Annotated in this window: 17 protein-coding genes; 16 read left to right on the top strand and 1 reads right to left on the bottom strand. The window is 69.0% G+C overall.

Going from position 1 to position 21,895, the window contains the following annotated elements; all coding sequences use genetic code 11:
- The first annotated feature begins 34 nt into the window (after window positions 1–34).
- From ACWDEW_RS11510 to ACWDEW_RS11465, 10 genes are all read left to right on the top strand, one after another.
- Complete coding sequence (locus ACWDEW_RS11510) at window positions 35–2,206, top strand: bifunctional polysaccharide deacetylase/glycosyltransferase family 2 protein (RefSeq protein WP_450511831.1); 2,172 nt, start codon at window positions 35–37, stop codon at window positions 2,204–2,206.
- Window positions 2,203–3,492 carry an acyltransferase family protein gene (locus ACWDEW_RS11505; protein ID WP_450511829.1) on the top strand — a complete coding sequence of 430 codons (1,290 nt, stop codon included), beginning with the start codon at window positions 2,203–2,205 and terminating at the stop codon, window positions 3,490–3,492. Before ACWDEW_RS11510 ends, ACWDEW_RS11505 begins: the two co-directional genes overlap by 4 nt.
- Before the next feature lie 529 nt (window positions 3,493–4,021).
- Entirely contained in the window at window positions 4,022–5,377 is a 1,356-nt protein-coding gene (locus tag ACWDEW_RS11500) for a nitrate/nitrite transporter (RefSeq protein WP_450511827.1), read from the top strand.
- Between the two features lie 126 nt (window positions 5,378–5,503).
- Complete coding sequence (locus ACWDEW_RS11495; RefSeq protein WP_450511825.1) at window positions 5,504–6,664, top strand: uroporphyrinogen-III synthase; 1,161 nt, start codon at window positions 5,504–5,506, stop codon at window positions 6,662–6,664.
- A 450-nt stretch (window positions 6,665–7,114) separates the two neighbouring features.
- Window positions 7,115–7,708, top strand: a complete 594-nt coding sequence (locus ACWDEW_RS11490) for a CGNR zinc finger domain-containing protein (RefSeq protein ID WP_450511823.1) — start codon at window positions 7,115–7,117, stop codon at window positions 7,706–7,708.
- Window positions 7,709–8,037: 329 nt separating this feature from the next.
- Complete coding sequence (locus tag ACWDEW_RS11485; RefSeq protein ID WP_019056398.1) at window positions 8,038–8,559, top strand: sigma-70 family RNA polymerase sigma factor; 522 nt, start codon at window positions 8,038–8,040, stop codon at window positions 8,557–8,559.
- 38 nt (window positions 8,560–8,597) lie between these two features.
- Complete coding sequence (locus ACWDEW_RS11480) at window positions 8,598–9,353, top strand: anti-sigma factor family protein (RefSeq protein ID WP_450511821.1); 756 nt, start codon at window positions 8,598–8,600, stop codon at window positions 9,351–9,353.
- Window positions 9,354–9,504: 151 nt separating this feature from the next.
- A complete protein-coding gene (locus tag ACWDEW_RS11475; protein WP_450511819.1) occupies window positions 9,505–11,817 on the top strand; it encodes a HelD family protein in 2,313 nt (770 codons plus the stop codon).
- 307 nt (window positions 11,818–12,124) lie between these two features.
- Window positions 12,125–13,564: a malic enzyme-like NAD(P)-binding protein gene (locus ACWDEW_RS11470; RefSeq protein WP_450511818.1), complete on the top strand. Its 1,440-nt coding sequence runs from the start codon at window positions 12,125–12,127 to the stop codon at window positions 13,562–13,564.
- 406 nt (window positions 13,565–13,970) lie between these two features.
- Window positions 13,971–14,252 carry an HU family DNA-binding protein gene (locus ACWDEW_RS11465; RefSeq protein WP_019056394.1) on the top strand — a complete coding sequence of 94 codons (282 nt, stop codon included), beginning with the start codon at window positions 13,971–13,973 and terminating at the stop codon, window positions 14,250–14,252.
- A 119-nt stretch (window positions 14,253–14,371) separates the two neighbouring features.
- Here ACWDEW_RS11465 and murA read toward each other — a convergent pair whose 3' ends face one another.
- Window positions 14,372–15,718, bottom strand: coding sequence for a UDP-N-acetylglucosamine 1-carboxyvinyltransferase (gene murA, locus ACWDEW_RS11460; protein WP_019065962.1), 1,347 nt, complete (start codon window positions 15,716–15,718; stop codon window positions 14,372–14,374).
- A gap of 253 nt (window positions 15,719–15,971) precedes the next feature.
- On the opposite strand from murA, the gene ACWDEW_RS11455 reads away from it, so the two are divergent.
- From ACWDEW_RS11455 to ACWDEW_RS11430, 6 genes are all read left to right on the top strand, one after another.
- Window positions 15,972–16,547, top strand: coding sequence for a YqgE/AlgH family protein (locus tag ACWDEW_RS11455; protein ID WP_431250756.1), 576 nt, complete (start codon window positions 15,972–15,974; stop codon window positions 16,545–16,547).
- A 61-nt stretch (window positions 16,548–16,608) separates the two neighbouring features.
- Window positions 16,609–16,896 (top strand): DUF3039 domain-containing protein, encoded by a 288-nt coding sequence (locus tag ACWDEW_RS11450; protein WP_026178118.1) that lies wholly within the window; start codon window positions 16,609–16,611, stop codon window positions 16,894–16,896.
- A 197-nt stretch (window positions 16,897–17,093) separates the two neighbouring features.
- On the top strand, window positions 17,094–18,389 hold the full coding sequence (locus tag ACWDEW_RS11445) for an extracellular solute-binding protein (protein WP_450511816.1): 1,296 nt from the start codon (window positions 17,094–17,096) through the stop codon (window positions 18,387–18,389).
- A 4-nt stretch (window positions 18,390–18,393) separates the two neighbouring features.
- The gene (locus ACWDEW_RS11440; RefSeq protein WP_450511814.1) at window positions 18,394–19,275 is read left to right on the top strand and encodes a carbohydrate ABC transporter permease; all 882 of its coding nucleotides are present in this window, start codon (window positions 18,394–18,396) and stop codon (window positions 19,273–19,275) included.
- A complete protein-coding gene (locus ACWDEW_RS11435; protein ID WP_450511812.1) occupies window positions 19,272–20,117 on the top strand; it encodes a carbohydrate ABC transporter permease in 846 nt (281 codons plus the stop codon). Before ACWDEW_RS11440 ends, ACWDEW_RS11435 begins: the two co-directional genes overlap by 4 nt.
- 1 nt (window position 20,118) lies before the next feature.
- Window positions 20,119–21,759: a beta-N-acetylhexosaminidase gene (locus ACWDEW_RS11430; RefSeq protein ID WP_450511810.1), complete on the top strand. Its 1,641-nt coding sequence runs from the start codon at window positions 20,119–20,121 to the stop codon at window positions 21,757–21,759.
- Window positions 21,760–21,895: the final 136 nt, after the last annotated feature.

Genomic DNA, 21,895 nt, shown 5'->3' with positions numbered 1-21,895 from the left:
CACGAACACGGCCCCGGGCGGCCGTCACGGAGGCATGCCCAAAACGGCACGCGGCTCCCGGCGGCGCCGTATCTCCATGCGGTTCCTGCTGCCGATGCTGCTCCTTGTCGCGATGCTCGCGATGCTGATGCTGCGCGGCTATGTGCACAGCGAGATCCTCGCCGACCACCGCATCCGCCCCGAGGCGGCCACGAACACGGTGCCGGACAAGATCCTCGACGGCGGCCCGGTCATCGACACCCGCAGCGGCCGTACGACGAGTCTGGACGTGCCGGACCACGACATCGTCCTCACCTTCGACGACGGCCCCGACCCGACCTGGACCCCCAAGGTCCTGGACGTGCTGAAGAAGCATCACGCGCACGGCGTCTTCTTCGTCACCGGCACCATGACCTCGCGCTACCCGGACCTGGTCAAACGCATCGTGGACGAGGGCAACGAGGTCGGCGTGCACACCTTCAGCCACCCCGACCTCTCCTTCCAGTCCAAGAAGCGCATCGACTGGGAGCTGTCGCAGACCCAGCTGGCGATCACCGGCGCGGCCGGCATCCGTACGTCGCTGTTCCGGCCGCCGTACTCGTCCTCCGCCGACGCGATGGACAACCTGTCCTGGCCGGTGACCGAGTACATCGGCACCCGCGGCTACATCACCGCCGTCAACAACACGGACAGCGAGGACTGGCAGAAGCCCGGCGTCGCGAAGATCATCAGCAACGCCACCCCGCGCGACGGCAAGGGCGCGATCGTCCTGATGCACGACTCGGGCGGCGACCGTCACCAGACCGTGCAGGCGCTCGACAAGTTCCTGCCGGAGATGCAGGCCAAGGGCTACCGGTTCGACAACCTCACCGAGGCGCTCGGCGCGCCCAGCGCGCTCACCCCGGTGACCGGCCTCAACCTGTGGAAGGGCAAGGCGTGGATCTTCCTGGTCCAGGCCTCCGACAACATCACCGACGTTCTGGTGGTCGGCCTGGCGATCACCGGCTCCCTCGTCATCGCCCGCTTCGTGCTGATGCTCCTGCTCTCGGTGATCCACGCCCGCCGCGTCCGCCGCAAGAACTTCGCCTGGGGCCCGCCGGTCACCGAACCGGTCACGGTCCTCGTCCCGGCGTACAACGAGGCCAAGTGCATTGAGAACACGGTCCGTTCCCTCATGGCGAGCGAACACCCCGTCGAGGTGATCGTCGTCGACGACGGCTCGGCGGACGGCACGGCGAGAATCGTCGAGGCGATGGCCCTGCCCAACGTCCGGGTGGTACGCCAGCTCAACGCGGGCAAGCCGGCCGCCCTCAACCGCGGCCTGGCGAACGCCAGTCACGACCTCATCGTGATGATGGACGGCGACACGGTCTTCGAACCGGCCACCGTACGGGAGCTTGTCCAGCCCTTCGGCGACCCGCGCGTGGGCGCGGTGGCGGGCAACGCGAAGGTGGGCAACCGGGATTCGCTCATCGGCGCCTGGCAGCACATCGAGTACGTGATGGGCTTCAACCTCGACCGCCGGATGTACGACATCCTCCGCTGCATGCCGACGATCCCGGGCGCCGTGGGGGCCTTCAGGAGAAGCGCGCTGGAGCGGGTCGGCGGCATGAGCGAGGACACCCTCGCCGAGGACACCGACATCACTATGGCGATCCACCGCGACGGTTGGCGCGTCGTCTACGCCGAGAAGGCCCGGGCGTGGACGGAGGCCCCGGAGACGGTCCAGCAGTTGTGGTCCCAGCGCTACCGGTGGTCGTACGGCACGATGCAGGCGATCTGGAAGCACCGGGGCGCGCTGCTCGACCGCGGCCCGTCCGGCCGCTTCGGCCGCGTCGGCCTCCCGCTGGTGGCCCTCTTCATGGTCATCGCCCCCATCCTGGCCCCGCTGATCGACGTGTTCCTGCTCTACGGCCTGGTGTTCGGCCCGACCGAGAAGACCTTCCTGGCCTGGCTGGGCGTCCTCGCCATCCAGGCGTTCTGCGCGGCGTACGCGTTCCGCCTGGACCGCGAACGCATGACCCACCTCGTCTCGCTGCCGCTCCAGCAGATCCTCTACCGCCAACTCATGTACGTCGTACTGCTCCAGTCCTGGATCACCGCGCTCACCGGAGGCCGCCTGCGCTGGCAGAAGCTGCGGCGCACGGGAGTCGTGGAGGCGCCCGGCGGGCCGGTACCGACCCAGCGCAGCCGCAGTGGCAGTGACGATCGGAGGACTGTGGCATGACCCACGGATACACGACGGGCACGGGCACGACCCCGGACCCCGAGTCGACACCGGCCTACGGGATTCCCCAACAGCGCCAACAGGAAACGGAGTTGGCACCGGATCCGGCAAAGGCACAGGCTAAGGCCAAGTCGGCCGGCGGCGGGCGGGACCGCTACCTCGACCTCCTCCGCTCGATCGCCCTGGTCCGGGTGGTCGTCTACCACCTCTTCGGCTGGGCCTGGCTGTCGGTCCTCTTCCCGTCCATGGGCGTGATGTTCGCGCTGGCGGGTTCCCTGATGGCCCGCTCGCTGAACCGTCCCGCGCTGGGCGTGATCAGGGGCCGGCTACGGCGACTGCTGCCCCCGCTCTGGGCGTTCAGCGCGGTGGTGCTGGCGCTGATGTTCGCGATGGACTGGAACCCGCTCAAGGACCCTGACCTGGGCGGCACTTGGTGGGGTGCGGCGAAGGTGCTCGACTACCTCGTGCCGGTCGGCGCGCCGCCGTACCCCGAGCACCTGGGCTCCGAATCGGGCCTGCTGGAGAGCACATGGGCGGACCAGGCGGCGGGCCCGCTCTGGTACCTGCGGGCGTATCTGTGGTTCGTGATCGCGTCACCGCTGCTGCTGTGGGCGTTCCGCAGGGTGCCGTGGGCGACGCTGCTGGCGCCGTTGGCGTTGACGGCGGTCGTAGGCACAGGTCTTGTGACGATCCCGGGTGAGACGGGCAACGCGGTGTCCGACTTCGCGGTGTACGGCGGGTGTTGGGTCCTGGGCTTCGCCCACCACGAGGGCGTGCTGAAGCAAGTCCCGCGCTATCTCGCGGTGTCGGGCGCGACGGTGATCATGGGCTTCGGCCTGTGGTGGGCTTCGGGTCATCTGGGCCCGGACGGCTGGGACCTGAACGACATCCCGCTGGCACAGGCGACGTGGTCCTTCGGGATCGTGGTCATCCTGCTCCAATACGCCCCGTCCTGGCAGGAGTTGCCGGGCCGCCTGGCCCGCTGGGACAAGCTGGTGACCCTCTCCAACAACCGTGCCGTCACGATCTACCTGTGGCACAACCTCCTCATCATGGCCACGGTCCCCATCATCGACCAGCTGTACAACCTGCCGTTCATGGAGAGCGACAGCGCGACCGCCCTCCTCGACAAGGCGGACACGTTCCTGATGTTCATCCTCATCTGGCCGCTCATCGCGATGGCGATCCTGGCGTTCGGGTGGATCGAGGACATCGCGGCGAAGCGGGCGCCGAGGCTGTGGCCGAACGGGGTCAGCGGTGGGGGGAGTCGGCGGAAGGGTACTTGAGGGTGCCGACCAGGTGCCGCGGGCCGGCGGGTGGGGTGGTGAGGATGGTGTGCGGGTGTCGCTTTCGCGGAGACGGACGGCGCCTGTAGCGGCGGCGCCGGACACGCAGACCGGCAGGCGCTGGAGTTGGCCACGGACCGTGGCGGGGCCGCCGTATCCACGTCGTCCAGGCAGCCCTGACGTCACGCGCGAGCGTACCCACAGGGGAGTGGTCCCCCAGAAGTGAGCCACTTTCGCGCGGAGTGTCACACTTTTTTCACCCCACCCCCTGACACCGAGACACCGACGCACCGACACACCACGATCGCCACCGGCCCAGGGGGACACGTGGCCGACGACAGAGTGCCTTTTGGCGTCACGGTCGGCGCATGGTGCCCTGAGGACCCCGGCACGACCTCACCGCGGCCACTCTCCGCCGGTGAGAGCAACGTTCCCTTCCGGTCACTCACAGCCACAGCGTGGAAACCCGCCCTCCCTACCTTCGGGATGCATCACCGCTCGTTACCCCGTAGTGGACCGTGGAGGCGTCATGACAGCCACTGGCAAGTGGATCGAGCACTGGGATCCGGAGGACGAGACCTTCTGGCGGGAGACCGGAGAGAAGGTCGCCCGTCGCAATCTCCTGTTCTCCGTGCTCTCCGAGCACATCGGCTTCTCGATCTGGACCCTGTGGTCCGTGCTGGTGCTCTTCATGGGCCCGGAGTACGGGCTGACCCCGGCCGACAAGTTCCTGCTGACCTCGATGGTCACGCTCGTCGGCGCGGTCGTCCGGGTGCCGTACACCTTCGCGGTCGCCATATTCGGCGGACGGAACTGGACGATCGTCTCCGCGAGCCTCCTCCTCATCCCCACCATCGCCGCGTTCGTGGTGATGAAGCCGGGGACCTCCTTCGACACCTTCCTCTGGATCGGCCTGCTGGCCGGTATCGGCGGCGGCAACTTCGCCTCCTCCATGACCAACATCAACGCCTTCTTCCCGTTGAAGAAGAAGGGGTGGGCGCTCGGGCTCAACGCCGGGGGCGGCAACATCGGCGTCCCGGTCATCCAGCTCATCGCCCTCGCGATCATCGGGGCCAGTGGAGGGCCGCGCGTGCTGCTCGGGATCTACATCCCGCTGATCCTGATCGCCGCCACCCTCGCCGCCCTCTTCATGGACAACCTCACCTCCGTGAAGAACGACACCGGCGCCGCCAAGGACGCCGCGCGGGACTGGCACACCTGGATCATGGCGTTCCTGTACATCGGCACGTTCGGGTCGTTCATCGGCTACGCGTTCGCCTTCGGACAGGTGCTTCAGGTGCAGTTCGGCCGTACGCCGCTGCAGGCCGCGTATCTCACCTTCATCGGTCCGCTGCTCGGCTCCCTCATCCGCCCCGTCGGCGGCTGGCTCGCCGACCGCTACGGCGGCGCGAAGATCACCCTGTGGAACTTCGTCGCCATGGCCGCCGCCACCGCCATCCTGGTTGTCGCCAGCATGCAGAAGTCGCTCCCGCTGTTCGTGACCGTCTTCGTCGTCCTGTTCGTGCTCAGCGGGCTCGGCAACGGGTCGACGTACAAGATGATTCCCGGCATCTTCCAGACCAAGGCCCTCGCGAAGGGACTGGAGGGGGAGGAGGCGGCTGCCTACGGGCGTCGGCTCTCCGGGGCCTCCATGGGCCTCATCGGGGCCGTCGGCGCGCTCGGCGGCGTCGGCATCAACCTCGCCTTCCGGCAGTCCTTCCTCTCCTACGGCTCCGGAACCGGCGCGTTCGTCGCCTTCCTCGCCTTCTACGGCCTCTGCTTCGCCGCCACCTGGGCCGTATACCTTCGCCGCCCGACCGCGCAGGCGCAGGCCAAAGCTTCCGCATCGGAGGCGAAGCCCCAGCTCAGCTATGCCGAGGTGTGACGTAACACCGCTGACATGAAGTCGAACCGAGCCTGTCACGCACCGTTGACAGGCTCGTTCGGCATGTAGGCACCGCCGCACCATCCCTGCACTACTGCACGTACGACTACGTTCGGGACGAGAGACATGGACGAACAACCGCAGCGACCGGAGAGCGTGCCCCACGGCCCTCTCTCCGGGTTCACCGTGGGCGTCACCGCCGCACGCCGTGCCGACGAGCTGGGGGTCCTGCTCCAGCGGCGCGGCGCGATGGTCGTGCACGCGCCCGCGCTGCGCATCGTGCCCCTCGCCGACGACAGCGAACTGCTCGCCGCCACCAAGGAGTTGATCGACCAGGCGCCCGATGTCGTGGTGGCCACCACCGCGATCGGGTTCCGGGGGTGGGTCGAGGCCGCCGACGGGTGGGGGCTCGGCGAGGCCCTCCTCGACCGGCTGCGCGGGGTCGAACTGCTCGCCCGCGGGCCCAAGGTGAAGGGCGCGGTACGGGCCGCCGGTCTGACCGAGGAGTGGTCACCGTCCTCCGAGTCCATGGCCGAGGTGCTCGACCGGCTCCTGGAGGAGGGCGTCGACGGCCGCCGGGTCGCCGTACAGCTGCACGGGGAACCGCTGCCCGGGTTCGTGGAGTCGTTGCGCGCCGGGGGAGCGGACGTCGTGGTGGTCCCCGTGTACCGGTGGATGCCGCCCGAGGACATCGCCCCGGTGGACCGCCTGCTGGACGCGGCGGTCTCGCGCGGCCTGGACGCGCTGACCTTCACCAGCGCGCCGGCCGCCGCCTCGCTCCTCAACCGCGCCGAGACCCGGGGCCTGCTGCCCGAACTCCTCGCCGCCCTCCACCACGACGTCCTCCCGGCCTGCGTCGGCCCCGTCACCGCGCTCCCGCTCCAGAACCACGGCATCACCACGGTCCAGCCCGAACGCTTCCGCCTCGGCCCGCTCGTCCAGCTCCTCTGCCAGGAACTCCCCGCCCGCGCCCGCACCCTGCCCGTCGCGGGCCACCGGGTGGAGATCCGCGGCCACGCGGTCCTGGTCGACGGCGAGCTACGACCGGTCCCGCCGGCCGGCATGTCCCTGCTCCGCGCCCTGTCCCGCCGCCCCGGCTGGGTCGTCGCCCGCGCGGAACTCCTCCGCGCCCTCCCCGGCGCCGGGCGCGACGAGCACGCCGTAGAGACGGCGATGGCGCGTCTGCGTACGGCACTCGGTGCCCCGAAGCTGATCCAGACGGTGGTGAAACGGGGATACCGGCTGGCGCTGGATCCGGCGGCGGACGAGAAGTACTCCGACGGTTGAGCAGGTGATTGGTGCGGGCGTTGCTGACTTTCACCGGCGTTGGTGGGCCCCGTACAACACCAACCCCCGCCCACACCCACCCCCGGTACGGGCGCCCGCGTGCCTGCCACGCCGACATCGCGCAGGCGAAGACGTAGAAGGCCCCGGCGATCAGCCCCGTCGCGACCGTGGCCGCACCCAGAACCCAACCCGTCGTAGTCCCGGCAGCAGTCCTGGCAGTCCTGGCAGTCCTGCTCTCTGTCCTGTTCTCTGTCATGCGTTCAGCCAACGGACCCGGCCCCGCCCTCGACATCGCCGAGACGCGCACGCGCATACGCGGCCGTCCACACGCACTCCCCACACGCACTCCCCACGCGCACTCGGTACGAGGGGTTCCGGCCGCGCGGGCGGGCAGGCACTGTAGAGGCAACGGTTTCCCGACCGGGGTAGTCCCTAGGCGGTGACAGGCACATGGCACTGGGTACGACCATGGCCCCGTACGAGCTGCGCTTCGACGCCGGGCGGATCTGCCTGGATCTGCTCGCGACCACGCATCCCGAGGAACGGCTCGACGCGCCGGAGCCACTGCGCGCGTGGATCGTCCGCTCCGGACTCGTCCCGGCGGCCACCGACCTCGCGCACGTCGACGCGACCTGGCTCGTCGGCTTCCGTGAACTGAGGGGACGGATCGGACAGTTGGTGCGCAGCAGGCCATCAACCGAGGCCCGGTCCTACGACCTCGCGCTCGCCCACCTCAACGACCGCGCCCGCGTCGCGCCCCCGGCACCCCGTGCCGTACACGCCGAAGACGGGGCGCTGGTGCGGGAGTTGGCCGGTCCGCCGGAGTGCGAGGCGCTGCTCGCGGTGATCGCCAGGGACGCCGTGGAACTGCTCACCGACCCGGTCGCGCGGGCCTCGCTCCGGGAGTGCGAAGGCGACAACTGCCCCATCGTGTACCTGGATACGTCACGGGGACGCAGGAGGCGCTGGTGCTCCAGCGAGGTCTGCGGGAACCGCGAAAGAGTGGCCCGGCACCGACGGCGCGCGGCCCTCGCCCGAGCCTGAGAATCCCATATGCGGCTTCTGTGAAGTGATGGACCGTCAATCGGGGACGTGATTTTGGCAACAGCGCGTTTCACTCAGCCGCCGCACGGGCAACCCGCGTGATCTTGCTTATGTGGTGGAAATGTAAAGATCGTACGGCTGGAATGTGCACTCATGTCCCGGTCGTCACGTCACTTCGAAGAAAACTGTCGCCTCACGTTGAACACCCGCCCGCCCTCTCGCGTACCTCTCCATGAGCGACCGACCGGGGCAACCCCCGGACACCGGAGGTGGGCGTGCGCAAGGATTCCGTCGTGGCCAATGAACAAGCGCCGAGGGCCCGACATCGCATGTCCCAGTCCTCGGAACCTGATGAGGAGCTGATGCGTGCCCTGTACCGAGAGCACGCCGGACCCTTGCTCGCCTATGTGCTGCGGCTCGTCGCCGGTGACCGGCAACGTGCCGAGGACGTGGTGCAGGAGACGCTCATCCGGGCCTGGAAGAACGCCGGCCAGCTCAACCGGGCGACCGGATCGGTACGACCCTGGCTGGTGACGGTCGCACGGCGCATCGTCATCGACGGTCACCGCAGCCGGCAGGCCCGGCCGCAGGAGGTGGACCCGTCGCCGCTGGAGGTCATCCCCGCGGAGGACGAGATCGACAAGGCGTTGTGGCTGATGACACTGTCGGACGCGTTGGACGACCTGACCCCGGCCCACCGGGAGGTGCTCGTCGAGACGTACTTCAAGGGGCGTACCGTCAATGAGGCGGCCGAGACGCTTGGCATCCCCAGTGGCACGGTGCGCTCAAGGGTGTTCTACGCCCTTCGATCGATGAAGCTTGCTCTGGAGGAGCGGGGGGTGACGGCATGAGCATTTACGGGGGATACGGAACGGGTAGTCCAGGTTCCATGCAGGGATCTCAGGGCTCGAACGAACACGAGACCGTCGGCGCCTACGCCCTCGGGATTCTCGACGACGCCGAAGCAACCGCTTTCGAGGCACACCTCGCCACCTGCGAGTGGTGCGCCCAGCAGCTCGACGAGCTGGCCGGGATGGAACCGATGCTCGCGGCGCTCGCGGACCTGCCGGGCTCCGGCACTCCCGCGATCGGCGAGTCCCTGTCCGCCAAGCCGAGCCCGCGGCTGGTGGAGCGGCTGGTCGACGACGTCGGTGAACGCCGGGCGATGAAGCGCCGGCGCAGCTTCTACATGATCGCCGCGGCGGCAGCGTTGATCATCGCCGGACCACTGGCGGTCATCGCGGCCAACGGCGGCAACAGCTCGGGTGACGCCCCGGCCGTGGCCACGGCCAAGACCACCTTCGAAACTCTGTCCGACAAGGTCTCCGCCACGGACAAGACCACCAAGGTCTCCGCGACCGTGGCGATGACCAAGAAGGACTGGGGCACCCTCGGGGTCGTCGAGCTCAGCAACGTCAAGGGCCCGCTGAAGTGCTCCCTGATCGCGGTCGGCAAGAACGGCGAGCGCGAGACCATGAGCTCCTGGTCGGTCCCGGCCTGGGGTTACGGCATCGCGAACGCCACGAAGGCCGAGGCCAAGGCGCCGCTCTACGCCCAGGGCGGAGCGGCCCTCTCGCCCAACCAGATCGACCACTTCGAGGTCATGACCTTCGACGGCAAGAAGCTCGTGGAAGTGGACGCCTAGCAGCTGGTCCACTGTGCTCGACGGGGTCCGGGACGCGCACGCGCGCACCGGGCCCCGCGTCTTTGTCAGGATCCGCCGGGCGGGCCCCTCGCCTCGGCGGCCTCCCTTCGCGTACGGTTGACGGCTGCCCAGCACGTCAGAAGGGGGCCCGGTGGCCGCACAGGCTCAACAGGAGACCGCGCTCGATGCGGTGTCCGACAAATCCGCCCAGGATTCGCTACGGGACCGGGAGATCAGCGGCGAACAGGCACACCTGGACCGGGTGTACCGGCGTCTCGAGGAGAAGATCCGCGAGGCCGAGTTCCTCATGAACGACGCCGCCAAGCGCGGCCAGGTCGGCACACCCGGCGCGCTCGCCGAACGCGACGCGCAGGTGTTCCGCGCCGGTATCCACCTCAACCGGCTCAACAACGAGTTCGAGGACTTCCTCTTCGGCAGGATCGACCTGCTGCTCGGCAAGGACGGCCAGAAGGGGCCCGACGGCGCCTACACCGCCGTCGAACCCGCCGACGGCTCGGTGCGCGACGACAACACGGCCGACATCGCCGAGACCCTGCACATCGGCCGCATCGGCGTCCTCGACACGGAGTACGCGCCCCTGGTCATCGACTGGCGGGCGCCCGCGGCCGCCCCGTTCTACCGCTCGACCCCGGTCGACCCCGGCCGGGTCGTACGGCGCCGGGTGATCCGCTCCAAGGGCCGCCGGGTCCTCGGTGTCGAGGACGACCTGATGCGCCCCGAGCTGACCGCCTTCCTCGACGGCGACAAGCTGGCCGTCATCGGCGACGGCGCCCTGATGGCCGCGCTCGGCCAGGCCCGCAGCCACACCATGCGCGACATCGTGGCCTCCATCCAGGCCGAACAGGACCTGGTGATCCGCGCCCCCGCCGCCTCGGTGACCTACGTCGAGGGCGGCCCGGGGACGGGAAAGACGGCCGTCGCGCTGCACCGCGCCGCCTACCTCCTCTACCAGGACCGGCGCCGCTACGCGGGCGGCATCCTCATCGTCTCGCCCACCCCGCTGCTGGTCGCGTACACCGAGGGCGTCCTGCCGTCCCTCGGCGAGGAGGGCCAGGTCGCCATCCGCGCCATCGGCTCGCTCGTCGACGGCGCCGAGGCCACCCTGTACGACTCCCCGGCCGTCGCCCGCACCAAGGGCTCGTACCGCATGCTCCGCGTCCTGCGGAAGGCCGCCCGCGGCGCCCTCGAAGCGAACGAGTCACCGGCCCGCCTGCGGGTCGTCGCCTTCGGCCGCCGGCTCGAACTGGAGGCCGCCGACCTGGAGCGCGTCCGGCAGAACGCCCTCAGCGGTACGGCCCCGGTCAACATGCTGCGCCCACGCGCCCGCAAGCTCCTCCTGGACGCCCTGTGGGAGCGCTCCGGCTCCGCGAGCCGGCACACCGACCCCGAACTCGCCGCCGAACTGCGCTCCTCCTTCGACGAGGACGTCGCGAGCGAGGACGAGTTCATCGCGTTCCTCGACGCCTGGTGGCCCGAACTCACCCCGCGCGCCGTCCTGGAGGCGATGTCCGACGAGCGCAGACTCGGGCGCTGGGCCCGGCGCATCCTCAACCCCGGCGAGGTCCGCCGGGTCGCCCGCGCCCTCAAGCGGGACGGACTCTCCGTCCACGACGTGGCGATCCTCGACGAACTCCAGGCGATCCTCGGCACCCCGGCCCGCCCCCGCAAGCGGCGCGACCTGGACCCGCTGGACCAGCTCACCGGCCTCGAAGAGCTGATGCCCGTACGCGAGGAGACACAGCGCGAACGGGCCGAGCGGCTCGCCCAGGAGCGCGTCGAGTACGCGCACGTCATCGTGGACGAGGCCCAGGACCTCACCCCGATGCAGTGGCGCATGGTCGGCCGCCGCGGCAGGCACGCCACCTGGACGGTCGTCGGAGACCCGGCCCAGTCCTCCTGGTCCGACCCCGACGAGGCCGCCGAGGCCCGCGACGAGGCCCTCGGCTCCCGCCCCCGCCGCCGCTTCACCCTCACCGTCAACTACCGCAACCCGGCCGAGATCGCCGAGCTCGCGGCCAAGGTCCTGGCCCTCGCGATGCCCGGCTCCGAGTCCCCGTCCGCGGTCCGCTCGACCGGAGTGAGGCCCCGCTTCGCCGTCGTACGGAACTCGCTGTCGGAGTCCGTCCGCGCGGAGGCCGCCCGGCTGCTCGACCAGGTGGACGGCACGGTCGGCGTGGTCGTCGCCATGAACCGCCGTGAGGAGGCCCGCCGTTGGCTCACCGGTCTCGGCGACCGGGTCGTCGCCCTCGGCAGCCTGGAGGCCAAGGGCCTGGAGTACGACGCGACGGTGGTCGTGTCGCCGGCGGAGATCGCCGACGAGTCGCCCGCCGGCCTGCGCGTCCTGTACGTCGCCCTCACCCGCGCGACCCAGCAGCTCACGGTCGTCTCCGCCGAGCGGGACGAGCCGGACGCGAACGGGGTGCCGGACCTTCTGCGGGACTGATCGGGAGAGTGCTTCCTATGAACTCTCGGGATGGGAATGGCCTTACGGGATCCGTTTGTTAGCCTGGGTGTGACACCGGCCCGATCCAAGCCCCCGGGCCCAACCTTCGTCGCTTAGAGCGACCACTTGCCGCGAGGCGAGCATGGCGGGTCGGTGTCATTGATCGTGAAAGAGGCCTCCGTGACGGGGGCCTCTTTTTCTTGCGAACAAAACGTTCGCAATCGGGGGCGGCTAACGCCTACCGGGCAGTAGGTGCGACCATCGGAGCGCGTACTCAGCTCAACGGTGAAAGCAGAGGAAGTCGGCCATGGCTACGGCGCCCAGCGTCTCCTACTCGATCACGGTCCGTCTGGAGGTGCCCGCCAGCGGAACGGCGGTCTCCCAGATCACCACGGCCGTGGAGTCCCACGGAGGCTCGGTGACCGGCCTCGACGTGACCGCCTCCGGCCACGAGAAGCTCCGGATCGACGTCACCATCGCGGCGTCCTCCACCGCCCACGCCGACGAGATCGTCCAGCAGCTGCGCGGCATCGAGGGCGTCACCCTCGGCAAGGTCTCCGACCGTACCTTCCTCATGCACCTCGGCGGCAAGATCGAGATGCAGTCCAAGCACCCGATCCGCAACCGTGACGACCTCTCCATGATCTACACCCCGGGCGTCGCCCGCGTGTGCATGGCGATCGCGGAGAACCCCGAGGACGCGCGCCGCCTCACCATCAAGCGCAACTCCGTCGCGGTCGTCACCGACGGCTCCGCCGTGCTCGGCCTCGGCAACATCGGCCCCAAGGCCGCGCTGCCGGTCATGGAGGGCAAGGCGGCCCTGTTCAAGCGGTTCGCCGGCATCGACGCCTGGCCGCTGTGCCTGGACACCCAGGACACCGACGCGATCGTCGAGATCGTCAAGGCCATCGCCCCGGGCTTCGCCGGCATCAACCTGGAGGACATCTCCGCGCCGCGCTGCTTCGAGATCGAGGCCCGGCTGCGCGAGGCCCTCGACATCCCCGTCTTCCACGACGACCAGCACGGCACCGCGATCGTCGTCCTCGCCGCGCTGACCAACGCGCTGCGGGTGGCCGGCAAGGGCATCGGCGACATCCGGGTCGTCATGTCCGGCGCGGGCGCGGCCGGTACGGCCATTCTCAAGCTGCTGCTCGCCGCCGGCGTCAAGAACGCGGTCGTCGCCGACATCCACGGTGTCGTGCACGCCGACCGCGAGGACCTGGTCGACGCCAAGGCCGACTCGCCGCTGCGCTGGATCGCCGACAACACCAACCCCGACGGCCTCACCGGCACCCTGAAGGAGGCCGTGCGCGGCGCCGACGTCTTCGTGGGCGTCTCCGCCCCGAACGTCCTCGACGGCGACGACGTGGCCGCGATGGCCGACGGCGCCATCGTGTTCGCGCTCGCGAACCCGGACCCCGAGGTCGACCCGACGATCGCCCGTCAGACGGCCGCTGTCGTGGCCACCGGCCGCTCGGACTTCCCGAACCAGATCAACAACGTGCTGGTCTTCCCGGGTGTCTTCCGTGGCCTGCTGGACGCGCAGTCCCGCACCGTCAACACCGAGATGATGCTCGCCGCGGCGACCGCACTCGCGAACGTCGTGTCCGAGGACGAGCTGAACGCGAACTACATCATCCCCAGCGTCTTCAACGACAAGGTCGCCGGCGCGGTGGCCGGCGCGGTCCGCGAGGCCGCGAAGGCGGCGGGAGCCGCGGCGCCCTCCGCGACACCCTCTGCCTCGTAGCCCGTCGGGCGACGTGTGTGCGGCGGCTGTGAGGATCGCCACGGCCGCCCGTACATCGGCGCGTCGCGGAACCCGGGGCCTTCGGCGGCCGTTTATCGTGGCGGCCAGGCTTCGGGCCTTTCCAGGCCCGGCCCTCGCTGCCGGGAGCCGACGGAGCGTCACCACACTGATGCAGTGGCGCTCTTCGTGTGACTCCCACGGGTGTTCTCGCGACTCCTACGGGTGCCGGATTGGCTTTCCCGCCGCAGGTAGGGGCAGGATGCGTCTTCGGGCGCGAGGGTCTGGACGACGGACCCGGGTCCGGGGACTCACCGAGGACCCTGGCAGCATCGGCTTCACCGTGCCCGATATGCGGCTCCGCCGCGTGGCACGCCTCAAACGGCAAGAAGAACACGGGAGTAACAACATGAACCGCAGTGAGCTGGTGGCCGCGCTGGCCGACCGTGCCGAGGTGACCCGCAAGGACGCCGACGCCGTTCTGGCCGCGTTCGCCGAGACCGTCGGCGAGATCGTCTCCAAGGGCGACGAGAAGGTCACCATCCCCGGCTTCCTGACCTTCGAGCGCACTCACCGTGCCGCTCGCACCGCGCGCAACCCGCAGACCGGCGACCCCATCAACATCCCCGCCGGTTACAGCGTCAAGGTGTCCGCGGGCAGCAAGCTCAAGGAAGCCGCCAAGGGCAAGTAGGCCTTCGCGTACGCGACGGGATTGCGTACGAGGGTCAGTAACGCGAATGGGGCGGCCACCCGGTCAGGGTGGCCGCCCCATCGTCGTACGGACGGCTGCTCAAGCGTTCCTACGACTGCTTATCCGAGCGCCTTGCCCGGCAACTCCACCTTCGCGCCCAGCTCCACGAGCTTCTCCATGAAGTTCTCGTAGCCGCGGTTGATGAGGTCGATGCCGTGGACGCGGGACGTGCCCTGGGCCGCCAGCGCCGCGATGAGGTACGAGAAGCCGCCGCGGAGGTCGGGGATGACCAGGTCGGCGCCCTGGAGGCGGGTGGGGCCCGAGACGACCGCCGAGTGGAGGAAGTTGCGCTGGCCGAAGCGGCAGTGGGAGCCGCCGAGGCACTCGCGGTAGAGCTGGATGTGGGCGCCCATCTGGTTGAGCGCGGAGGTGAAGCCGAGCCGGGACTCGTAGACCGTCTCGTGGACGATGGAAAGGCCGGTCGCCTGTGTGAGGGCGACGACGAGCGGCTGCTGCCAGTCCGTCTGGAAGCCCGGGTGCACGTCCGTTTCGAGCGCGATGGACTTCAACTGCCCGCCGGGGTGCCAGAAGCGGATGCCCTCGTCGTCGATCGCGAAGGCACCGCCCACCTTCCGGTAGGTGTTGAGGAACGTCATCATCGAGCGCTGCTGCGCGCCCCGGACGTAGATGTTGCCTTCGGTCGCCAGCGCCGCGGACGCCCACGACGCGGCCTCCAGGCGGTCCGGGAGGGCCGCGTGGGTGTAGCCGCCGAGCGAGTCCACACCGGTGATGCGGATCGTGCGGTCGGTGTCCATGGCGATGATCGCGCCCATCTTCTGCAGGACGCAGATGAGGTCCTCGATCTCCGGTTCCACGGCCGCGTTGGCGAGTTCGGTGACGCCCTCCGCCAGCACCGCGGTCAGCAGCACCTGCTCGGTCGCGCCGACGGACGGGTACGGCAGCTTGATCTTCGTACCGCGCAGCCGCTGCGGGGCCTCCAGGTACTGGCCGTCCGCCCGCTTCTCGATCTTCGCGCCGAACTGCCGCAGCACCTCGAAGTGGAAGTCGATCGGCCGGCCGCCGATGTCGCAGCCGCCGAGCCCCGGGATGAACGCGTGCCCGAGCCGGTGCAGCAGCGGACCGCAGAACAGGATCGGGATGCGCGACGAGCCCGCGTGGGCATCGATGTCGGCGACGTTGGCGCTCTCGACGTGCGACGGATCGAGCACCAGCTCGCCCGGCTCCTCACCCGGACGGACCGTCACCCCGTGCAGTTGCAGCAGTCCGCGTACGACCCGAACGTCTCGGATGTCCGGTACGTTGCGCAGTCGACTTGGCTCACTGCCCAGCAGGGCGGCGACCATGGCCTTGGGTACGAGGTTCTTCGCACCGCGGACACGGATCTCGCCCTCCAGCGGGGTTCCGCCGTGGACAAGCAGTACGTCGTCTGAGCCGTTGACGGTCATGAATCTCGCGTTCCGTGGAGTTGGGCAGGGGCCGAAGACGTAAGCGTAATGGCCGCCCACCCCCCTTCAGAAAGCCCGAAGAGCACTCAGCCACGTCATAGCTGTGTCACAACACGAACCGTTCTCAATCGGGCACATGGGGTCACCGGGCGGGGGTGTGCGCGGCGGACGCTTCGGTGCGCCCTGAGCTGCATTCACTCAGGTACCCGCATTGCCTCCCCCATCACGCGGAAGATGCGGGATCATGTCTGGCATGACCGAGGTGTCCTCGCTCACAGGGCGGTTGCTCGTGGCAACACCCGCCCTGGCGGACCCGAACTTCGACCGCGCGGTGGTGCTCCTCCTCGACCACGACGAGGAGGGCTCCCTCGGTGTCGTCCTCAACCGGCCGACCCCTGTGGACGTCGGCGACATCCTGGAGGGCTGGGCGGACCTCGCCGGCGAACCGGGGGTCGTCTTCCAGGGCGGCCCGGTGCAGTTGGACTCCGCCCTCGGTGTCGCCGTCATCCCGGGCGGCGCGTCGGCCGGCGAGCGCGCCCCGCTCGGCTGGCGGCGGGTGCACGGCGCGATCGGCCTCGTGGACCTGGAGGCCCCGCCGGAACTGCTCGCCTCGGCGCTCGGCTCCCTGAGAATCTTCGCCGGGTACGCCGGCTGGGGCCCCGGTCAGCTGGAGGACGAACTCGTGGACGGTGCCTGGTACGTCGTGGAGTCGGAGCCCGGTGACGTCTCCTCGCCGTCCCCGGAGCGGCTCTGGCGCGAGGTGCTGCGCCGCCAGCGCAGCGAGCTGGCGATGGTGGCGACGTATCCGGACGACCCTTCCCTGAACTGATCGACGAACTGATCGACCCTTCGCGGAACCGATGCCGGTGGGCTTCAGTACCCTTGGCCGTATGAGCACTCTTGAGCCCGAGCGCGGGACTGGTACGGGGACCCTCGTAGAGCCGACGCCCCAGGTGTCGCACGGCGACGGGGACCATGAGCGCTTCGCCCATTACGTCCAGAAGGACAAGATCATGGCGAGCGCCCTGGACGGCACTCCCGTGGTGGCGTTGTGCGGGAAGGTCTGGGTTCCGGGCCGCGACCCGAAGAAGTACCCGGTGTGTCCCATGTGCAAGGAGATCTACGAGTCCATGGGCTCGGGCGGGGACGGCGACAAGGGCAAGGGCGGCGACAAGTAGCCGCTCGCTCCCTCTGACTGTCTGAAGGCCCTCGGGGCGCGCTTCTGCGTGCCCCGAGGGCCTTTTGCGTGTCACGAAGTGGTTGAGACCTCTTGTGGCCGCGTTCATCTACTCCTTAATCTCCGTGGTGTTGTGCAGAGCGAAACGCCCATTGCATATGTTGCAACGCACGCCCGGATTCCCCGGAGGAACGCTCCATGAAGCTCGCCCCCAGATTCGCCGTACTCCTGGCCACCGCCGCCGTCGTCGCGGGCTGCGCGCCCCAGACCTCCGACAACTCGTCCTCGGACAAGGACGAGACGAGCGGCACCCTGCGGGTGTGGCTCTTCCAGGAGGTCGGCAACGACCCGAAGGCGAAGGTCGTCGACTCCGTGGTCAGCGCCTTCGAGAAGGCCCACAAGGGCACCAGGGTCGACGTCGAGTACATCCCGATCGACACCCGCGCCCAGCGCGTCAAGGCCGCGTTCAACGACCCGAAGTCCGCGCCCGACGTCATGGAGTACGGCAACACCGACACGGCCGGCTATGTGAAGGACGGCGGACTCCTCGACGTCACCAAGGAGTTCGGCATCTGGAGCGAGGCCAAGGACACCGACCCCACCGCGAAGCAGTCCGTCACGGTCGACGGCAAGCAGTACGGCTCCCCGTTCTACGTCGGCGTCCGCGCCCTCTACTACCGCACCGACGTCTTCAAGGACCTCGGCCTCCAACCCCCCAAGACCATGGCCGAGTTGGCGTCCACCGCCCGGAAGATCCACAAGGCGAGGTCCGACCTCTACGGCCTCGTCGTCGGCGGTGCCTACACCTACGGCGCGATGCCCTTCGTCTGGGCCAACGACGGCGAACTCGCCACCGCCAAGGGCGGTTCGTACACCTCGGCGATCGACAGCGCCGCCGCCCAGAAGGGCATCAAGGCCTACACCTCCCTCTTCACGAGCGACAACTGTCCCGCCGCCAAGTGCGCGGTCATGGGCGGCAACGACACGATCACCGCGTTCGCCGCAGGCAAGGCGGGCATGGCGATCGGCGGCGACTTCAGCCACAGCGCGGTCGAGGCGGGCAAGGTCAAGGGCAAGTACGCGGTCGTCCCGCTGCCGGGTGTCGCGTCCGGCTCGGTCGCCCCCGCGTTCGCCGGCGGCAACAACATCGGTGTCCTGAAGAGCACTTCGCACCGCACGCTCGCGGTGGACCTCATGGAGCAGCTCACTTCGAAGGCGACACAGACCTCCATGTTCGACGCGATGGGCTTCCTGCCGACGTTCACGGACGTCCGCGCCGCCGCCGCCGCGAAGGTCCCGTTCGAGAAGCCCTTCGTGCAGACCCTTGCCGCCGGCACCAAGTTCGTTCCCGCGTCGCCGGGTTGGTCCGAGATCGACTCCTCGCTGGTGCTGCCGACGATGCTCCAGGAGGTCATCAGCGGCAAGAAGAGCGTGGCGGCGGCTTCGAAGGACGCGGCGAAGAAGATGAACGACGCGTTCAGCTCCGCGGGTTGAGCGAATGCGTACGCGAACGACCTGGACCCCCTGGCTCTATCTCGCCCCCGCCGTCGCCGTCCTCGGCGGTCTGCTCGTCTATCCCATCTACCAGCTCGGCCTGATCTCGTTCTTCCAGTACACGCAGGCCCAGGTGAGTGGTGGCGAGCCGACCACCTTCAAGGGGTTCGGGAACTACGCGGAGTTGTTCTCCGACAGCCAGTTCTGGCAGGTGCTGCTGTCGACCGTGCTGTTCGCCGGGGCCTGTGTGGTCTCGACGCTCGCGGTCGGCTGCGCGCTCGCCGTGCTGCTCACCCGCGTACGGGCCCTGCCCCGACTGGCGTTGATGCTGGCCGCGTTGGGGGCGTGGGCGACTCCGGCGGTGACGGGTTCGACGGTCTGGCTGCTGCTGTTCGACCCGGACTTCGGCCCGGTGAACCGCGTCCTGGGCCTCGGTGACCACTCCTGGACGTACGGACGCCTCAGCGCGTTCTTCCTCGTCCTGCTCGAAGTGGTGTGGTGCTCCTTCCCGTTCGTGATGGTGACGGTCTACGCCGGCATCCGCGCCGTACCCTCCGAGGTCCTGGAGGCCGCCGCCCTGGACGGCGCCTCGCAGTGGCGCATCTGGCGGTCGGTCCTCACGCCGATGCTCCGCCCGATCCTGACCGTCGTCACCATCCAGTCCGTCATCTGGGACTTCAAGGTCTTCACCCAGATCTACGTCATGACCAACGGCGGCGGCATCGCGGGCCAGAACCTCGTCCTCAACGTGTACGCCTACCAACAGGCGTTCGCGTCCTCGAAATACAGCCTCGGCTCGGCCGTCGGCGTCGTCATGCTGCTGATGCTGCTCGCCGTCACGCTGGTCTATCTGCGCCTGCTCCGCAGGCAGGGGGAGGAGTTGTGAGCATGCTCCGCGGTTTCGTACGACGGCCCTGGCGGCTCGCGGCCGAGGCCTCGGCGCTGCTGATCGCGGTCGTCGTCGCCTTCCCCCTCTATTGGATGGTGCTCAGCGCCTTCAAACCGGCCGGGGAAATCGAGTCGAGCGAGCCCCGGCCATGGACGCTCGCGCCCTCCCTGGACTCCTTCCGACGGGTCTTCGGGCAGCAGGAATTCGGCCGATACTTCGTCAACAGCCTTGTCGTGGCGGGCACGGTGGTCATCGTCTCGGCACTGATCGCCTTTCTCGCCGCGACCGCCGTGACCCGATTCCGGTTCCGCTTCCGGACCACCCTCCTGATCATGTTCCTGGTGGCCCAGATGGTGCCCGTGGAAGCGCTGACGATCCCCCTGTTCTTCACCATGCGAGGGCTCGGCCTGCTGAACACCCTGGGGTCCCTGATCCTGCCCCAGATCGCGTTCTCGCTGCCGTTCGCGATCTGGATGCTGCGGGGGTTCGTGAAAGCCGTACCGGACGCGCTGGAGGAGGCCGCGTACATCGACGGCGCGAGCCGGACGCGATTCCTGTGGCAGATCCTTTTCCCGCTCGTCTTCCCGGGGCTGGTGGCCACGAGCGTGTTTTCCTTCATCTCGGCCTGGAACGACTTCCTCTTCGCCAAGTCCTTCATCATCAGCGACACTTCCCAGTCGACCCTGCCGATGGCCCTGTTGGTCTTCTACAAGCCCGACGATCCGGACTGGGGCGGGGTCATGGCGGCCTCCACGGTGATGACGGTTCCGGTGCTGGTGTTCTTCGTACTCGTACAGCGACGTCTGGTCTCGGGGCTGGGCGGAGCGGTTAAGGACTGACGTGACTTCAGAGACGGAACTGATTCCGGCGCCGAACAGTGTCGCGCCGGCACTCCCCGGCGGAGGCGTGGGCTACGTCCTCGACGCCGGGACCGAGATCGACGCGGGCCCCGGCACCGAGCGGGTGGCGCAGTGGCTGCGGGCCACCGTCGGCGCGGCGACCGGACTGCCCCTGACGCCGCACAAGGACAGCGGAAACCGCATCATGCTGCGCGTCGGCCCGGGGGAGTCCGACGACCCCGAGGCGTACACCGTGATCGTCGACGGGTATCTGGTCCACCTCTGGGGGGCCGATGAACCCGGGCTGTTCTACGCCGCCCAGACCCTCCGTCAATTGCTCGGCCCCGAGGCCTTCCGCCGTGCTCCGGTCACCTCGAAGCGCCGTTGGGAACTCCCCGCGGTCAGCATTCGCGACGCGCCCCGCTTCCGCTGGCGCGGCCTCATGCTCGACGTCGCCCGGCACTTCACGCCCAAGGAAGGCGTCCTGCGCTACCTGGATCTCATGGCGGCGCACAAACTCAACGTCTTCCACTTCCACTTGACGGACGACCAGGGCTGGCGCGTACAGATCAAGCGGTACCCGAAGCTGACCGAGATCGGCTCCTGGCGGGCCCGCACGAAATTCGGCCACCGCGCCTCCCCCCTGTGGGACGACAAGCCCCACGGCGGCTACTACACCCAGGACGACATCCGCGAGATCGTCGCCTACGCCGCCGAGCGGCATATCACCGTGGTCCCGGAAATCGACGTACCGGGACACTCGCAGGCGGCCATCGCCGCGTATCCGGAACTCGGCAACACGGACGTCATCGACACCGACTCCCTCTCCGTCTGGGACAACTGGGGCATCAACCCGAACGTACTCGCCCCCACTGACAACACCCTGCGCTTCTACGAGGGGGTGTTCGAGGAACTCCTCGACCTGTTCCCCTCGGAGTTCATTCACGTCGGCGGCGACGAATGCCCCAAGGACCAGTGGAAGCAGTCACCGGCCGCGCAGGCACGCATCCAGGAACTCGGGCTCGCGGACGAGGACGCGTTGCAGTCGTGGTTCATCGGGCACTTCGACGCGTGGCTCTCCGCGCGCGGGAGAAGGCTCGTCGGCTGGGACGAGATCCTGGAGGGCGGTCTCGCGGAAGGGGCAGTCGTGTCGTCCTGGCGCGGCTACGAGGGCGGGATCACCGCCGCCCGCGCGGGCCACGACGTCGTCATGTGCCCTGAACAGCACGTGTACTTGGACTGGCGGCAGGATGGCGGCGAGGACGAACCGGTGCCGATCGCCCATGTACGGACCCTGGAGGACGTCTACCGCTTCGAGCCCGTTCCCGCGCAGCTCACCGAGGCCGAGGCCCGCCATGTGCTGGGCACGCAGGCCAACGTGTGGACCGAGGTGATGGAGGATCACGCGCGCGTGGACTACCAGACGTTCCCCAGGCTGGCCGCGTTCGCCGAGGTCGCCTGGAGCGCCCTTCCCGCGTCCGGGGAACGGGACTTCGCCGACTTCGAGCGCCGGATGACCGCCCACTACCCGCGACTCGACGCCCTGGGGGTCGCCTACCGCCCGCCCAGCGGACCCCTGCCGTGGCAGCGCCGCCCCGGAGTGCTCGGACGCCCCAAGGACGGCCCGCCCCCGAACGCCTAGACCACGGAAGGGAAAAAGCCCCCAGGAGTCACCGATAAGTGGCAATTCCCGCATGTCGGTGATGCCGTACCAAAACGGACCATCTCGCCGATGAGGCGGGCGAATGCCTCCTAGCGGACCCCCGCGTTCGGGTCTT

Source organism: Streptomyces sp. NPDC001100 (assembly GCF_053598575.1).
This window is presented reverse-complemented; position numbering and strand designations above follow the sequence as displayed.

Excerpts from the sequence above, each read along its gene's own strand:
- ACWDEW_RS11465 (WP_019056394.1), top strand. The coding sequence starts at position 13,971 with ATGAACCGCAGTGAGCTGGTGGCCGCGCTGGCCGACCGTGCCGAGGTG.
- ACWDEW_RS11490 (WP_450511823.1), top strand. The coding sequence starts at position 7,115 with ATGGCACTGGGTACGACCATGGCCCCGTACGAGCTGCGCTTCGACGCC.
- ACWDEW_RS11480 (WP_450511821.1), top strand. The coding sequence starts at position 8,598 with ATGCAGGGATCTCAGGGCTCGAACGAACACGAGACCGTCGGCGCCTAC.
- ACWDEW_RS11470 (WP_450511818.1), top strand. The coding sequence starts at position 12,125 with ATGGCTACGGCGCCCAGCGTCTCCTACTCGATCACGGTCCGTCTGGAG.
- ACWDEW_RS11440 (WP_450511814.1), top strand. The coding sequence starts at position 18,394 with ATGCGTACGCGAACGACCTGGACCCCCTGGCTCTATCTCGCCCCCGCC.
- ACWDEW_RS11445 (WP_450511816.1), top strand. The coding sequence starts at position 17,094 with ATGAAGCTCGCCCCCAGATTCGCCGTACTCCTGGCCACCGCCGCCGTC.
- ACWDEW_RS11455 (WP_431250756.1), top strand. The coding sequence starts at position 15,972 with ATGACCGAGGTGTCCTCGCTCACAGGGCGGTTGCTCGTGGCAACACCC.
- ACWDEW_RS11495 (WP_450511825.1), top strand. The coding sequence starts at position 5,504 with ATGGACGAACAACCGCAGCGACCGGAGAGCGTGCCCCACGGCCCTCTC.
- murA (WP_019065962.1), bottom strand. The coding sequence starts at position 15,718 with ATGACCGTCAACGGCTCAGACGACGTACTGCTTGTCCACGGCGGAACC.
- ACWDEW_RS11505 (WP_450511829.1), top strand. The coding sequence starts at position 2,203 with ATGACCCACGGATACACGACGGGCACGGGCACGACCCCGGACCCCGAG.
- ACWDEW_RS11485 (WP_019056398.1), top strand. The coding sequence starts at position 8,038 with ATGTCCCAGTCCTCGGAACCTGATGAGGAGCTGATGCGTGCCCTGTAC.
- ACWDEW_RS11450 (WP_026178118.1), top strand. The coding sequence starts at position 16,609 with ATGAGCACTCTTGAGCCCGAGCGCGGGACTGGTACGGGGACCCTCGTA.
- ACWDEW_RS11510 (WP_450511831.1), top strand. The coding sequence starts at position 35 with ATGCCCAAAACGGCACGCGGCTCCCGGCGGCGCCGTATCTCCATGCGG.
- ACWDEW_RS11500 (WP_450511827.1), top strand. The coding sequence starts at position 4,022 with ATGACAGCCACTGGCAAGTGGATCGAGCACTGGGATCCGGAGGACGAG.